We start from the raw sequence: 16,516 nt of genomic DNA, 5'->3' as shown, positions 1-16,516 counted from the left end.
TTTAATCTGTCAAACCTTTTCTAAATCCATAATACGCCGGTTTTGGCTCTAGCTCACTATTATAAATTGTAGGCCAGTCCTTTAATTCAAAAAATGGATTGATCCACGTATCGCGATCTGTAAAATCCCAAAAGGTAATACCAAATTGTTGGTCAGCAGGCACTTCTTCTCTATAAATCGTTGCTACAGTCTCGTACTTTTTTGCCTGTTCCTCCAACATTTCCGGAGTGACTCTGCTGTAGAGTTGCTCTCCTCCTCCACGGGTATCATCGTGTCTATTGAAAATAATGTCCAGTTCAGAAAAATGAATTTTCAGACCTGTAGCCGCCATTTTGCGCACACTCTCGCGTATGAGACTATCAGGAATGTCCATACGCAAATGCATTTGGACGCCGAGACCGGTAATGGGTACATGGTCTGCTTTGAGTTCTTCAACCATTTTGAGTACGCCATTGAGTTTTGCAGTATCCCGTTCCAGATTAAAATCGTTGTAAAACAACTCAGCCTCAGGGTCTGCCTCGTGCGCATATCTAAAAGCTTTTGCTATATATTCTTTACCTAAGGTATTATACCAAAGTGTTTTTCGGAATTCACCGCCCTGCGTGTCAAAACCTTCATTAACTACGTCCCAGGCTGCGACTTTACCTTTATAACGGCCTACATAATCCTGAATATAGCTTTTAAGAAAATCACCCAACCAGAGGCTGTCTTCAACTCCTTTTTGGAAAACCCATCTGGGCGTACCCGAATGCCACACCAGGGTATGACCAAAAAGGCGCAAGTCGTTCTTTTGACTAAAATCAACCAGACTATCGGCTCTATCCCAGTTGTAAACGCTATCCTGAGGCGCAATAGCATACATTTTCATATCTGATGTGGCAGTAATACTGTTGAAATTTTCCTGTATAATGGATTCTAGCATGCTATCCTGCAGCACCTGTCTGATTTCGACAGCTCCACCAACGGAAAATGAACTATAATCTTTAAGTCCTTTTTCCTCTGTTAGTTCTGAGACACATCCCGTAAAAAGGGTTAAACATAAAATCATGAATGCGGAGTAAACAGGTGCTGTGTTTTGCATGTTTCTTTTGGTATTTATTGATTTGATTGTCCTGTATGATAATTGTAAAAGTCCCAAACCTGATGCGCAACTGCACGCCCCAGTTCTAAACCTGCAATATTATCTGCCTGAATATGATAGCCACCCATAACCCGTGAGATTCCGGCCATTTCTGCAGCCTGAGTAAAAGTGGGAAAATCAAGTACGATGGGTTCTCCCAATGCCTGAGGCTCCGTTAGAGCACCGGGAACTAATTCTACCTTTACGTCGAGATAATCACTACCGGTCCATAACTTTAAAAGTTCAGCGCAGGCACCGCTTATCGTGCTGTGACCCGAGGTATAACTGGGAAACGGAGGGCAGAGAAAAGCCGCTGGTGAATAGGGACGCCAGTCTTCACCTTTGATGATTCCGGTACCAAGACCCGGGCCTTTCCAGCCTTTAATCTCTTTGTCTTTAAAATAATGATGCACTAAAGCAAAAGGTCTTGCCGAATCGTAAAACATTTTAGAATCCCAGGAAGCAATAAACGCATCCATTGCCGTTACCTGATTGGCAAAAAACATTTTTACATCTTCATCCAGATTGTGATTGTCTCGTTGAGAAACCTTTTGCGCAAACTTCAACCAGTGGCCTGCCTGCTGTACAGACTGTGGACCATCACGCATAAATTCTACAAGCGCCCGTTCTTCATCTGTAAGGTTAGCTTGCAATTCAACCACCTCTTCCACTTCCTTTTGAAGTTGTTCTGAACCGACTTTAGGTGGTGGTCCCGGTCTAAACTGATCTGCAGTTCTGAGGGCGATGGGTTCAACCAGCTGCCAATAAGGTGTCAAACATGAAGGAGCAAATTTTTCGCCGGTTTCCCGGGTGAAATATTTTGGTTGCCAGCGGTCGTAATCGTTTAACTGATCTACCGTATTTACAGGCTGGTAATTGCTATAATCTGAATACGGTTTCGGAAATCCTTCAACTTCACCATATTGATTAGCCCCGTCATTATGACGGGCTTTAATCGTTGTCTTTGCAGCCAGATTACCTATTCCTGCAGGTGTAGTAGGATCTGTAGCGTCGTCATTAGGATCATACCCCAAATGAAGCATAAACTTCTTGTATTGAAGGCTGTCGTAGGGATAATATTCTTTTAATGCGTGATAAGCAGCATAGCTTATGGCCTTTTCCTTATTGCTTAAGGTTTGCTCTTCTTTCGGAAATTTATCATAGTCTTCTAGATAAACCGGTATTGCCGCATCGTCAAAGACAGACCATGCGTCAAAAACAGCAACAAAAATCAACGCCAAAAATCTTGAAGTAACCGTAGGTCTTGGAGCGATACGATCAGTATCGTTTGCGGTGGCGATTATTGCCATTTCAGACCATTGGTAAGCTACATTGTGGTCACTCATTTCTTCAAGACGGTCTTCAAGGGTGAGAACCGGAACATACTCCTGAGCATAAGACTGAGAAGCGCTTAAAACAACAACAAAAATCAATGCTGAAAAAGCCTTTTTCAAACTGAAATATTTCATAATAAAATCTTAAAACATAAAGTATAAATAAACAAAATTTTACTAGTGTCAAACACACACACAAATAGTTTTTTCAAGTAGCACTTTTTAATTAATGCGTAATACTTGTAGGTAATCTGAATTTTTCGCGGCCAAAATATAGTTTTTAGATCCGAGGCGAAACGGACTTAGATTTTTCACATCTCCCGGAATAAATAAACCAGTTTCGGCAGGACTAAAAGCTGTAAACCCGCCTTCACCATTTCCCTCGAGAAATACTCCTCTAAAGGCGTCATTACGCGGTGTTTCAATCTCAGACTGGTATAAGTTTCCGGCTAATACAGCGTCCAGATTTCCGTCTTCATTAAAGTCTTCTACAAGAATACTAGTCACACTTGAAAGCTGTGCAGCTCTAGGTAATTGATGTACTACCATTTTGCCATTCTTATTTTCCAAATAAATACTGGCAAAGGATTTTACCTGATAATGCAACGAACTGTTCAATACTTTTTCAGAATACACCTCATCAAGGGTCGCTTCAGAAAAACTGGCATAATCTTTAAACTTTTTCTTGATTCCCGGAATTTGCTGAGATGAGCACTGTCTGCCACGTAGCGGGTATTGTTTTCCGTCGTTATAATACCCCAATACAATATCCTCGTTTTCATTGTTGTCAAAATCACCTGCGTAAATATCAAAAGATTCTTCTTCTGAAGCCTTGTACTTGTAATTCAAGCCATTATTACCCAGTATGTAATCTGTATCCCCATCCCCATCAAAATCCCCAGAAGCTATACTCCACCACCAGCCGGTAGTGTCTGTAGTGTCTTGAGAAAGCATTTCATTTGTAACCTCAAGGAAACCGGTTTTGGTATTTTTAAAGAATCGAATGGGCATCCACTCCCCTACGATCACAATATCGGCTCTGCCATCCTGATTGAAATCTGAAACCGAAGCAGCGGTTGCCATACCTAAATCTGTAAATGCTTCCGGTTGCATTTCATCATCAATCTCAAATTGGGGATTGCCGGTGGTACCTGTATTTTTTAAAACAAACGACGAAGCAGGTTCCGGATATTTACCCGGAATTTGTCTTCCTAAAACCAGTAAATCCTGCTTTCCGTCCCCATCAAAATCTTCAGCATACACTTTAGAACCACTTGACTGTAGTTTGGGCAAGGCATCAGCTACCGCTTTAAAATTTCCCTTTTGATCATTGAGATAAAGCCTGTCGTTTAAGAGTTGTGGTTTTTTCGCAAATTCGTAGCCACCGCTTACCACATAAAGATCCTGAAACCCATCACCATCTGCATCAAAAAACAAGGCGTCTACATCCTCATACCCCTTATCGCTTTGGAAAGCCTCTAAATCAATCCGATTCATTCCGTTTGTGGTTTGAATGAAAAGCGCGGCTTCCTCATCTTTAGCACCACCTACATAATAGTCTTCAAGTCCGTCATTATTCACATCTCCTACTGTTAATGCCGGACCAAATTCTGACATTTTGTGAGGTAATAAGACCTGATCTTTAAAATCATCGTAGGTGTTCTCTACGTGTTTAAATTTTGGGAATGCAGTGGAATCAGCTTGTGTAAAAAGTGTTTCTTCCTGAGATGGATTGATCGTGTTCTCAGACATTGCTGAATTATTTTCTTCAAAAATCAATTCCTGATTTACCACTATTTCGCGAAGGATCTCTTCTTTACCACTAGGCCATACTACACGAACCTCATCAATGCTTTCTGCATTATTGAGTCCGAAATATAAAACCGGAGCAACAGAAGATTGAAAACCTCTTGTCAACGTGAGCTCCTGCATCTGGATCGTATCACCTGTAGTGACATACACCCTATTGCCTACGCCCATCGTATTTGCGCTGTTTCCTTTAAATTTTACCCTTAAAAAATTAGACCGTTCTGATGCCCTATTTTCAAAGATGGAAGCCGGGTCGTCAATATTATTGGTCACCAATTCCAAATCCCCATCGTTATCTAAATCTGCGTAAATGCCTCCATTTGAAAATCCTTTAAAGCTTATATTCCAGTATTTATTGGCTTTCTCAAAATGATAATCGCCTTTGTTCTGAAACATAAAATTGTCAAGCTTCTCTTCGGGAATGTTTTGGCTCCAAAACAACAAACTGTCCTGAGCAATTCCCCCTTTTTCTTCGATACGGTTGAAATAGTCATTATCGTTGATCTCGCGACGTGTTCCGTTGGTGATGAATAAATCTTTGAGTCCGTCGTTGTCAAAATCGGCGAATAAGGGTCCCCAACTCCAGTCTGTAGAAGAAGTTCCGGTTATGCGTGAAATATTAGAGAAATCGGGAATTCCTTCAGTATTAAAAACCCCGTTATTCAGTTGCATACAATTGTGCATGTATTGATAATGAAATCCCGCATCTACCACGCTCCAAAACAAATCGGCATTCATACTGGCCATATTTGCTTTCTTTCGGCGATTGATCTTGGCGTCCATATCAGCCTGAAAGAAATCGAGCAAGCCATCATTATTAAAATCAGCAATATCCACGCCCATTCCATAAAATGCAGTCTGTGCTGTAGCCTCTTTGATCACTTCTTTAAAGCTTCCGTCTCCATTGTTGATATACATAAGATCGGGTGAGTTGAAGTCGCTTGAAACATAGATGTCGGGCCAGGAATCGTTATTTAAATCCCCTATGGTTGCGCTTAGCGAAAGATTGTAGGATCGTAAACCGGCCTTATCAGTTACATCAACAAAACCGGTACCGGTGTTTTCGTAGAGATGATCTGTCTGAAGGTCTGAAGGATCCCGCATATACTGCTTGTAAACCCAGGTAGGCGAACTGAACTTGGTAGGCGGATAATTCGCCTGATACATATCTAAATCCCCGTCCTTATCGTAGTCAAAAAAAGTAGCCTGAATGCTATGCCCGGCGTCAGCAAGACCGTATTCTGAAGCTTTTTCGGTAAACGTGTTATCTCCTTTATTTATAAACAACTGATTGGTATGCGGCTCAAACTTGCCACTTACAGAGCAGTAGATATCCAGAAGTCCATCACCATTCACATCTGCCATCGTAACTCCTGTATACCAGCGGTCATCACCACCCATACCCGCAGGTATGGTGATGTCTTCAAATTGAAGATTACCCTTGTTGAGATATAATTTATTCTGAACCTGATTACCGGTAAAATACAGATCTATAAGACCATCATTATTGATGTCACCTGCAGCAACGCCGCCGCCCATATAAATATAGTTGTAGGTGAAATAATTGAGAGAGTCGTTTTCGGTAAGTACATTATTGAAGTCTAATCCCGTTGCATCAGAATTTAAACTTTCAAAAATCTTAAAATTAATATTAAGTTCAGCACTTTGATCCTTTTGGGATTTTGTACAGGAACTCAAAAAATGTGCACAAAAGCCACAAACTAAAATCATTAAAAATAACTGTGTCCTAAAAATCATAATTAGAAGGGTTAAGGAAAATTAAAAGCGTTCTAAAAAAGGAAGCAACACTATAAAAATAGTGTTGCTTCAATGGAAAACCAATTCAGATTAATATCCTGAGTTCTGATCTGCCTGAGTAATCGATTCATTAGAACTAATCTCACGATCTGGTATAGGCCACAATTCATGTTTGCCTTGTTGAAAACCAGTACCTGCTAACTCTGTATTAGAAATACCCCATCGCACAATATCATTGAAGCGCACCTGTTCCCCTGCTAATTCTACTTTACGCTCATGAACTATAGCGTCAAATACCTGTGTTTGCGAGAGGTTGTCTTGTATATCGTCAAGTCCAGCTCTATCTCTAACGCGATTTATTAAATCAATCGCTTCAGGAGTTCTGCTTGTTTCATTAGCAGCTTCAGCTTTCATCAACAGCACATCAGCATAACGTATAACTTTAAAGTTTATACTTGACTCTTGTTCTTCTGCAGTTCTACGGTAATAGTTCTGGTATTTTCTCCAACCCGCCGGGCGTATTCCTGCCGTAGTTGAAAGGTCACTTTCTTCAATAACGCCCCCACCATTACCGTCAGCGTAGGTGTCACCTACAAAATAAAAGTTTTCAGCAGAACGGATATCCCCTTCCTCATACTCATCTAATAAGTCTTGTGAAGGATATACGTTAAACCAGTCTAAAACGCCATAATCCTGACCTCTAAAAGTAGACTCGTTAAAACCTTCGCCATTAACGTTAGAATCCCATTTTGTACTGGTACCTAAAGCTCTGTCAAATTCTATTTCAAATAGCGATTCAATACCGTGCTCTGTTTCTTCTTTAAAATTGTCAAAGTAACTCTCTTCAAGATCATAACCAGTTATATCATCAAAAGCATCGTAGGCTTCGGCGTACTGCTCTTGATATAATAAAGCTTTACCTAAATAAGCCAATGCAGCACCCTTAGTAGCTCTACCAGTCACTTCCTGATCACGCGAAAAAAGATTATCTGCAGCAAAGCGAAAATCATCAATAATTAAATCGTAAACCTGATCTTCTGTCGAGCGTGGCAAACCTATCGTACTTTCAGATTCATCTCTAAGACTTTCATAGAGTGGCACCCCTCCAAAGCGAGTTACTAATAGAAAGTAATAATGCCCTCTTAAAAAACGTGCTTCAGCGATGTATTTATTTTTTATATCTTGTGCTAACTCAGACTCTTGAATTGCGTTAATTCTGTCAATATTAGAAATAACAAAATTCGCTTTATTTATTCCCCTAAAACAGCTATTCCAGTATTCAGCAATTTCATTATTACTCGAATCAAAAGTGAAATTATTATAGGTTACTTTATTAGCTTCCTGTTGAGGGTTTGGACTATTATCCTGACCCATGTTATCATACATATAAAATAATAATCGACCATAGAGAGCATTTACCTGATTTTGCGCATAAGATGCATTTACAGCAGACTTTATTTGCTCTTCGTTAGCAAAATAGGTCTCCGGAATCAACGCGTTTGGATTTACAAGTTCAAGATCACTATTGTCGCAAGATTGTGTTACCACAAAAAACAATGCAAACAAGGAGAAAATTTTATAGTTTTTCATAATGTTTTTTTTTAAAATGATAATTCAAGTCCTAATAAAAAAGATACCGGTTGTGGATAATCTCCACGATCTAGACCTACTTCACCAGCTCTACTTACAACTTCGGGATCTAATCCTGAGTAATTGGTCAACGTTATGAGGTTTTGACCGCTCACATATACTCTTAATCGTTGTATAAAATCAATTACTTCTTCATCAAAAGTGTATCCAATACTTAAATTTTTAAGTCTTGCATATGAACCATCTTCCACAAAACGGTCTGAAACTCCAACATTTTGCGTCGCACCAGCGTATCGAGGAATTGTGTTTGAAGGGTTCGTTGGAGTCCAACGATCTAACACTTCAACACCTGCATTAAATAAGCGCGTCATACCCTGTAGGTCATAGATATTCGTATTATAAATATCATTACCCGCAACACCATTAATAAATAAATTGAAATCAAAATTCTTATAACGCGCATCGAAATTTAACCCATAGGTCAAATCCGGATACGGATTACCTATTATCTGTCTATCTGCAGAATTAATAGTACCGTCACCATTAGTATCAACAAAGCGTATATCACCTGGTGCTATACCTTCTGGATCAGGGTTGGATGTAAACACCTCATTTATTTCAGCCTGATCTTGATAAATACCGTCTGTTACTAAACCGTAAAAGTGAAACAAAGGTTCTCCCGGTTGGGCTCGAACAATCTGCTGACCTTCAAATCCATCACCAAAGAACTGTTCTGAATTTCCTCCTAAATTGAGAACTTCATTAGTACTTGTACCAATATTCACATTAGCAGACCAGGTAAAATCACCATCATAATCATTATAACCCAAAGCTAATTCTACACCTCTAGTTTCTACAGAACCTGCATTTCTAAATTGTGTATCGCTACTATACCCCAGTGATGGAACCAACAAAACAGGTACTAATAAATCATCACTTTTATTCCTATAATATTCTACTGAAGCAGTAAACTGATTGTTAAATGCTGCAAGATCAACACCTAAATTTAGGATACTTGTTTCCTCCCACTTTAAATCGGGATTTGGCAAACCATTAGGAGTAGTACCAATTGCTGCGGCATCATCAATTGGATAAACAAATGGACTAAACAATGTAGGTGCGTATGCATAATCGTCAATTCGATCATTACCCACAATACCATAACTTGCTCTTAGTTTTAAAGTATTAAAATTAATGTTGTCTAAAAAGTTTTCCTTTGCAATATTCCAACCTGCAGAAACTGAGGGGAAGTTACCCCAACGGTTATTAGCTCCAAATCGAGAAGAAGCATCTCGTCTAAACGATGCTGAAATAATATACTTATCATCATAATCATAATTTACACGTGCTAAGTAGCTAAAGCGATTGTTTTCAAAAGTAGAACTACTGGCAGCTTGTTGCTCATTACCTAATTCTTTAATGTCACTCGATATCGTGTTACGCGCTTCTGCTGAGAAATTTTCGGTTTTACTATTATAGTCCTCGATTAGTGCTAAAGCTTCAAAGTTATGTACATCATTAAATGTCTTTTTATAACTCAAACTGTTATCAAAAGTAATTGCCTGCCCACGTGAATTTCCTCTAAATGCAAATGCAAAGTTTTGGAAATGTGTCGTTCCGGATATATCATCATCATTAAATGCAGGAGTGAATTGATTAGTCAACCCATTAAAGAAATCTAGACCCACCTGAGAGCGAAAACTTAAGCCATCTAATAGTTCATACTCAGCGTATACATTACCAATTACAGAAATATTTTTTGTCTCAAAATCACTTATCGTTTGAACACGAACAGGATTTTCTGCATCCTGACCATCTGCTGCACTGTTAGGTCCCTGAAAACCTCCTAAATTGTTATCGTTGTAAATATTAAGATAAGGCGCAACTTTAATAGCATGTTCTATTAATGAACGACCACCACTCTCTAAAATCGGTTTTGTTCTTCCAAATGCCACAGACATAGTTTCTCCCATTTTAAAGTTACCCAATGTAAAGTTTGAAGTAGCTCTAAATGAAAAACGCTCAAAACCAGAGTTGATTATTGCTCCTTCCTGATCCTGATAACTTGCTGAAAATCTATAGGTACCGTTTTCATTACCCCCAGAGTATGCCGCATTGTAGTTCTGAATTACCCCAGATTGAAAAATAGCATCCTGAAAGTCAGTATAATTATTTAAGAAATCATCAGGTCTATTGATATTAACACCAACTTCAGATGCGAATTGTAAATATTGATCTGTGTTTAATATGTCATAGCGCTTGTGAATGGTTTGAAAACCGCTATAAGCGTTAAAAGTAAGTGTACCTCTACCCTGTTTTCCTTTTTTGGTAGTTACCAAAACAACTCCGTTGGATCCTAATGACCCATAAAGCGCAGTAGTAGATGCATCTTTCAAAATGGATACAGATTCAATATCCGATGGACTTATACCTGATAAATTACCCACAATAACACCATCTATAACATATAAAGGATCGTTATTTCCGAAGGTACCTAACCCTCTAATTCTTACATTAGGTGTTGTCCCGGGTGCTCCGGCATTAGTAACAGTAACACCAGGTGCTCTACCTTGTAGAGCTTGCTCTGCATTAGTAACCGGTAATGCATCAATAGCTTCAGAGTCTACAGTAGAAATAGCCCCGGTAACTTTAGTTCTACTTTGTGAACCATAAGCCACAACTACTACATCCTCCAATGCTTCTGCAGATTCTTCAAGCGTAATGTCAAAAGTTGTTTGAGAGCCAACATTCAACTCTTGCTCTACAAAACCTACATAGGTAATGAGTAGTTTATCACTATTTGCAACTCCATCGATTGAGAACATACCGTCAAAATCTGTTGAAGCCCCCTTGTTAGTACCTATTACGGCGACAGAAGCTCCGGGAAGTGGCATTCCTGTAGGATCTTTTACAGTACCTGTAATAGTTTTAGTCTGCGCAAAAAGTTCTGCCCCTGTAAGCAGAAATGCAAACGCAAGAATTGCAAGTTTAATTTTAGTCATATTGGTGAAATTTGATTTTGATTTTGTTAAATATTTTAATTCATCACTACTGTTACATCGATTGCGTGAAAATTATTTTAATCAATCAATGCTTCACAAAAGTATTTCCAGTACCTCGATAGCACTAGAACAAATGATGCAACCTCTTTAAATTTTGTTGCATTAAAGCCTAATAAAGCCCTAAAAATCAATCTTAAGAGCACAAAACAACATTTAGTAGTGTTTTTAAAACATTTAAATAATGATCTTTTATATTTTAGCCATCTTTATTGTTGTATTGTAAATTTATCATCTCTAATAATCCATGATTCATAATAGAATAGGTAGTCTCCTTTTTGTTCTTGTGGTAATACTATTTACTACAGGTTGCAAAAACTCTAACAATAATGAGCAGCTCTATGCTCATACTAATGCTTTAATAAGTGAGACCAGCCCCTATCTTTTAAAACATGCTCACAACCCCGTTGACTGGAAACCCTGGAGTGAAATTGCTTTTGAAGAAGCCAAAACACAAAATAAATTGGTTCTTATAAGTATTGGATATTCTTCTTGCCATTGGTGTACCGTTATGGAAGAAGAATCCTTCTCAAACGATACTGTAGCAAAATTGATGAATGCTAACTTTATAAATATAAAAGTAGATCGTGAAGAACGTCCTGATGTAGATCAGGTCTATATGACTGCATTACAGCTTATGACCGGCTCAGGAGGCTGGCCTCTCAATATGATTCTTTTACCCAACGGTGAACCTCTTTATGGTGGAACTTACCACTCTAAAGAAGAATGGTTACAGACCTTAAAAAACATAGATAGCCTTTATAAAGACAATCCTGAGCGGGCAATTGAGTATGCGGATGAAGTGACCAGTCGTATTAAAGAGCTTAATGACTATTCCAGACCAAATGTAACTTCTGGAGTTATATCAAGAGACTCTATAAAAAAACAAGTACTAGACTGGCAAGAGAACTGGGATTTTAAATACGGAGGTAATACAGGTAGTCAAAAATTTATGCTTCCACCTACCTTAAATTTTTTAATGGATTTTGCTATTCTTAATAATGATCAAAAAACGTTAAACTATCTGGAGACAACACTTGATAATATTGCGCTAAGAGGAGTTTACGATCATCTGGGCGGGGGGTTCTTTAGATACAGTACCGATAAACGCTGGCAGATACCCCACTACGAGAAAATGCTGTATGATAATGCCCAGCTTGTGAGCCTCTATGCAAAAGCGTATAAAATTTATAAGAAGCCGGTATATAAATCCCGAATAGTAGAAACTATTGCATTTCTAAATAGAGATATGAAAAATGCTGCAGGAGTTTATCAAGCTGCTCTTGATGCAGACCTCGATGGCGAGGAAGGAGCTTACTATATCTTTTCAGGCGAGGAACTATCTAAAGCAATTAAAACTGAAAGAGCACTTTTTGATTCATACTATGCTATTAAAGATCAAAAACCGAGTGCCAACGATGAATATCATTTATTAAAAAACCAAACTGATTCCCTATTTGCCGTGGTAAATCAAATTTCTTCAGACAAGCTTGAAGACCTAAAAAAAAACTGGAATAAAAATTTACAGGAATTACGCGCAAAAAGACCATTTCCCGTTAAAGATGATAAAATCATAGTTTCATGGAATGCGTTAACTATAGAGGCTTTAGGCGATGCCTTTTTTGCTACAGGTAATCAAACGTATTTGAATCAAGCTGAAGCAACCTATGCCGAGTTGTGGAAAAAATCGTGGAAAAATCAGACGCTTATTCATTCCTACAAGTCAAATAGCAAAACCGTAAAGGGCTTTCTGGATGATTATGCTTTTCTGGCTTCGGCTTCCTTAAAACTGTATAGCATAACCGGAACTGAAAAATACCTAAACAATGCACAACAATTAACAGCAAAAACTATAACAGATTTTAAAGTTGAAGATTCGCCGCTTTTTAAATACAATAGTCAGGATAATCTCATCTCACCTATTGTCACTACTAACGACGGCGTTATGCCTTCTGCAAATGCAGTACTGGCAAAAAATTTGTTCCTTCTTTCAAACATTACCTACGAGGATAGCTTAATGGATAAAGCTAAAGCCATGATTTTAAGCATGTCAAATGATATCACTACCTCGCCTTCGTCTTTTGCACAATGGCAAGAGCTTCAACTTAATCTTATATATCCCTTTTATGATATAGCAATAGCAGGGTCCTCAGGAGGTCAACTCGCTAAAGATTTACAAGGGTTCAACTTACCTAATACGTTAATTTTGTTTACTAACAAAGAGAGCTCAATTCCTGTGTTTGAAGATCGCTGGATTGCAGATAAAACCTATATCTATATTTGTGAACAACGCTCGTGTAAATTCCCTGTTCAAACTGCTGCAGAAGCGCTGAAACTGATCACCTACTAGTAATACGCCTTATCAGCTATAGTATTCATTTAAAGTTAAGTTAAAATTGAAAAGATGCTGATCATTTAAACCATAGTTTAACGGAAAAAAGTATCATAGCCTAATTATAACTGGCTATTACGTATTTTAACACAATCGATAGCGTTCCTGATCAAAACTAATCTTGTCAGTCGAAAACGTTATATTTGCAATTCAATTTTTACGGATGAAAAAAAAGAAAACCCTAACCATTCATGATTTAGCACGTGAATTAAATTATTCTGCAAGTACAATTAGCCGGGCTCTAAAAAATCATAAAAGTATCAGTAAAAAGACTACTCAACTCATTCAAAAGGCTGCTAAAGAGCAAGGCTATCGCCCTAATTCTATTGCAGCCAGCCTTCGTAAAAACAAAAGCAAAACCATAGGTGTTCTTGTTCCTAAGATAAGTAGGCCTTTTGGTTCTAACCTAATTAGTGGTATAGAAACCGAAGCACGCAAAAAAGGGTATAATGTCATCATCTCGCAATCTAATGACAGTATAACTAACGAGATTGCAAACGCTAAAGCATTATTTGACAGCCGTGTAGGCGGAATAATCGCATCGCTGAGTATGGAAACCCAAAACACTGATCATTTTAATCAGTTTGTTGATCAGGATATTCCGGTGGTATTTGTAGACCGTGTTCCTAAAGATTTTCCCAGTTATCACGTAATAATTGATAATTACACTGCTGGCTATCGGGCTACAGAACATCTCATAGAGCAAGGTTGCAAACGCATTGCTCATTTTGCAGGTTCTCAGCATATAAACGTTTATAGTGAACGCAGAAGGGGTTATGTAGATGCGCTCAAAAAATATAATCTCCCTGTAGACGAAGAACTCATTATTTATATGAATTCCTTAAGTTTTGAAGAAGGCCAGCAATGTACCGAAGCGCTTTATAATTTAGCTTCACCACCCGATGGCATTTTCTCTTCAAACGATACTGCAGCTGTAAGCGCTATCATTTATTTAAAAAAATCAGGATATAAAATCCCTGAAGATGTTGCAATTATTGGTTTTAATGATGATCCTATTTCTTCTATTGTAGAACCGGCATTATCTACCGTTTACCATCCGGCTCAAAAAATGGGAGAGCTATCAACACGTCGAATTTTGGAACATTCCGGAAATGAAGGCGCAGAGATAGCAAAAGAAATTTCAGTAATGGATACGCATTTAATTGTAAGAGCATCAAGTTTACGTAAAAGCACACCCATTCAATAGCGTGTAAAAAAGTAGATTTCTATCTTAAAACACAAATTTTACGCAACCGATTGCGTTATTTTTATTAAATTCACTTTCCTATATTTTAAACTTATGAAAAAACTAATACTAGGACTTTTAGTATTTGTATCTTCTTATGGTAGTGCACAAGACGGATACAAGCTTTGGCTTCAATATAAAACCGTCGATGACGCCAAGCTTCGCCAACACTATTCAGAATTAAATGAAGCCATAAGTCTGGACACCACTTCTTCAACAGGTAAGGTCATACAAAAGGAACTCAAACTGGCAATGCAAGGTATGCTTTCGCAGAAACCCCAGTTCTCAGAAGAGAATCCTACTTTACTTATTAGAAAAGTAGCTGATCTTCCTAAAAATTTAAAACCTAAGCAAAACCTTATCGATTCTATTAATGATGAAGGCTTTAGCATACAAACTATTCCCAGTAAATCAACAGCTAAAATTCTAATTACCGCAAAGACAGATCAAGGCTTATTGTATGGTGTTTTTACCTATTTAAAACAGCTCCAACTGCATAAAGATTTGACTGAACTTTCAATTACAGATTCACCTAAAATAAAAAAACGTCTGCTGAATCATTGGGATAACCTTGACCGCACGATAGAGCGTGGTTATGCTGGTTTTTCCATCTGGGACTGGCACTTGTTACCAAATCTCATCAAACAGGAATATATAGATTATGCGCGTGCCAATGCATCCATAGGTATAAACGGCACTGTTCTTACCAATGTAAATGCAAGTGCGTATATACTTCAGAAAAACTATCTCGAAAAAGTAAAAGCTTTGGCAGATGCTTTTAGACCTTACGGAATTCAGGTTTACTTAACTGCACGTTTCTCGGCACCAATTGAAATTGGCGGGTTAGAAACTGCAGATCCACTCAATGAAGAAGTGCGTCAATGGTGGAAAGATAAAGCAACAGAAATCTATGCCGAAATTCCAGATTTTGGAGGCTTCCTGGTAAAAGCAAATTCTGAAGGACAACCCGGACCAAATAATTACAACAGATCGCATGTTGATGGAGCAAATATGCTGGCAGAAGCAGTTGCTCCCCATGACGGGATTGTTATGTGGCGGGCTTTTGTTTATTCAGACGAGAAACCTGATGATCGTGCCAAGCAGGCCTATACCGAGTTTGTCCCTTTTGACGGGACCTTTAAAGACAATGTTCTGGTTCAGGTTAAGAATGGGGCAATAGACTTTCAGCCAAGAGAGCCTTTTCATCCGCTTTTTGGCGCTATGCCAGAAACCCCTTTGATGATGGAATTTCAAATCACTCAGGAATATCTGGGTGGTATGTCTCATCTGGTGTTTTTACCTAAATTATTTGAAGAGACTTTACAGGAAGATACATTTTCACAAGGCAAGGGAAGTACGGTTGCAAAAGTGGTAGCTGGCTCGTTGACAGACACCCAACTAACCGGTATTGCAGGAGTCTCAAATATAGGTAATGCCCGTAACTGGACCGGTCATCCTTTTGCGCAAGCCAACTGGTATGGCTTTGGCAGACTTGCCTGGAACCCGGAACTTAAAGCTAAAACCATCGCTCAAGAATGGTTGGGAATGACCTTTTCTACAGATCCAGCATTTGTAAAACCTATGACTTCCCTCCTGCTCGATTCACGCGAAGCCGTGGTAGATTATATGACTCCTTTAGGATTGCATCATATGATGGCAGAAGGGCATCATCAAGGACCTGGACCTTGGGTAAAAGATTTAGGTCGTGAAGACTGGACTTCAGTTTATTACCATAAAGCAGACAGTCTGGGCATTGGCTTCGACCGTACTGCAACAGGCAGTGATGCCTTATCACAATATGCACCAGAAATCGAAAAAGCCTATTCAAATATCGAAACAACTCCTGAAAAATACCTGCTTTGGTTTCACCATGTTCCATGGGGTTATAAGCTGAAAAATGGTAAAACCCTTTGGTACAATCTTGCGAGACATTATCAGGACGGGGTTCTAGAAGTTGAAAAAATGATCAACACTTGGGAGCAAATGAAACCTTATGTTGATGAAATCGCTTATAAAAAAACTGAAATGCTATTAAGCATTCAACTGGAAGAAGCTCAATGGTGGCGGGATTCCTGCCTGCTGTATTTTCAGCAGTTTTCAAAAATGGAACTACCTGATTTTATCCCCAAAGCACCGCACACACTCAAATACTATGAATCTATACGGGATCCTTATGCTCCCGGTATAAAACCCTCTTGGGATTAAGAA

The 16,516-nt window shown here is 38.6% G+C and carries 8 protein-coding genes; 3 read left to right on the top strand and 5 right to left on the bottom strand.

Annotated features, from left to right (window positions below; all coding sequences use genetic code 11):
• Position 1 precedes the first annotated feature (1 nt).
• The 5 genes from DSM02_RS08860 to DSM02_RS08840 all read right to left on the bottom strand — a co-directional run bounded on the left by DSM02_RS08860 (position 2) and on the right by DSM02_RS08840 (position 10,613).
• Positions 2–1,081, bottom strand: a complete 1,080-nt coding sequence (locus DSM02_RS08860) for an endo-1,4-beta-xylanase (protein WP_205875110.1) — start codon at positions 1,079–1,081, stop codon at positions 2–4.
• 14 nt (positions 1,082–1,095) lie between these two features.
• Positions 1,096–2,589 (bottom strand): vanadium-dependent haloperoxidase, encoded by a 1,494-nt coding sequence (locus DSM02_RS08855; RefSeq protein ID WP_240674015.1) that lies wholly within the window; start codon positions 2,587–2,589, stop codon positions 1,096–1,098.
• 87 nt (positions 2,590–2,676) lie between these two features.
• Entirely contained in the window at positions 2,677–6,021 is a 3,345-nt protein-coding gene (locus DSM02_RS08850; protein WP_240674014.1) for a VCBS repeat-containing protein, read from the bottom strand.
• Positions 6,022–6,111: 90 nt separating this feature from the next.
• Positions 6,112–7,611, bottom strand: coding sequence for a RagB/SusD family nutrient uptake outer membrane protein (locus DSM02_RS08845; RefSeq protein ID WP_128765282.1), 1,500 nt, complete (start codon positions 7,609–7,611; stop codon positions 6,112–6,114).
• Positions 7,612–7,622: 11 nt separating this feature from the next.
• Positions 7,623–10,613 (bottom strand): SusC/RagA family TonB-linked outer membrane protein, encoded by a 2,991-nt coding sequence (locus DSM02_RS08840; protein WP_128765281.1) that lies wholly within the window; start codon positions 10,611–10,613, stop codon positions 7,623–7,625.
• Between the two features lie 304 nt (positions 10,614–10,917).
• Here DSM02_RS08840 and DSM02_RS08835 point away from each other — a divergent pair, with 304 nt between their 5' ends.
• The 3 genes from DSM02_RS08835 to DSM02_RS08825 all read left to right on the top strand — a co-directional run bounded on the left by DSM02_RS08835 (position 10,918) and on the right by DSM02_RS08825 (position 16,513).
• The gene (locus DSM02_RS08835) at positions 10,918–13,020 is read left to right on the top strand and encodes a thioredoxin domain-containing protein (protein WP_128765280.1); all 2,103 of its coding nucleotides are present in this window, start codon (positions 10,918–10,920) and stop codon (positions 13,018–13,020) included.
• 205 nt (positions 13,021–13,225) lie between these two features.
• Positions 13,226–14,269 (top strand): LacI family DNA-binding transcriptional regulator, encoded by a 1,044-nt coding sequence (locus DSM02_RS08830; RefSeq protein ID WP_128765279.1) that lies wholly within the window; start codon positions 13,226–13,228, stop codon positions 14,267–14,269.
• A gap of 93 nt (positions 14,270–14,362) precedes the next feature.
• On the top strand, positions 14,363–16,513 hold the full coding sequence (locus tag DSM02_RS08825; protein ID WP_128765278.1) for an alpha-glucuronidase family glycosyl hydrolase: 2,151 nt from the start codon (positions 14,363–14,365) through the stop codon (positions 16,511–16,513).
• The last annotated feature ends 3 nt before the right edge of the window (positions 16,514–16,516 follow it).

The organism is Leeuwenhoekiella polynyae (assembly GCF_004104075.1).
Classification (GTDB): domain Bacteria; phylum Bacteroidota; class Bacteroidia; order Flavobacteriales; family Flavobacteriaceae; genus Leeuwenhoekiella; species Leeuwenhoekiella polynyae.
This window is presented reverse-complemented; position numbering and strand designations above follow the sequence as displayed.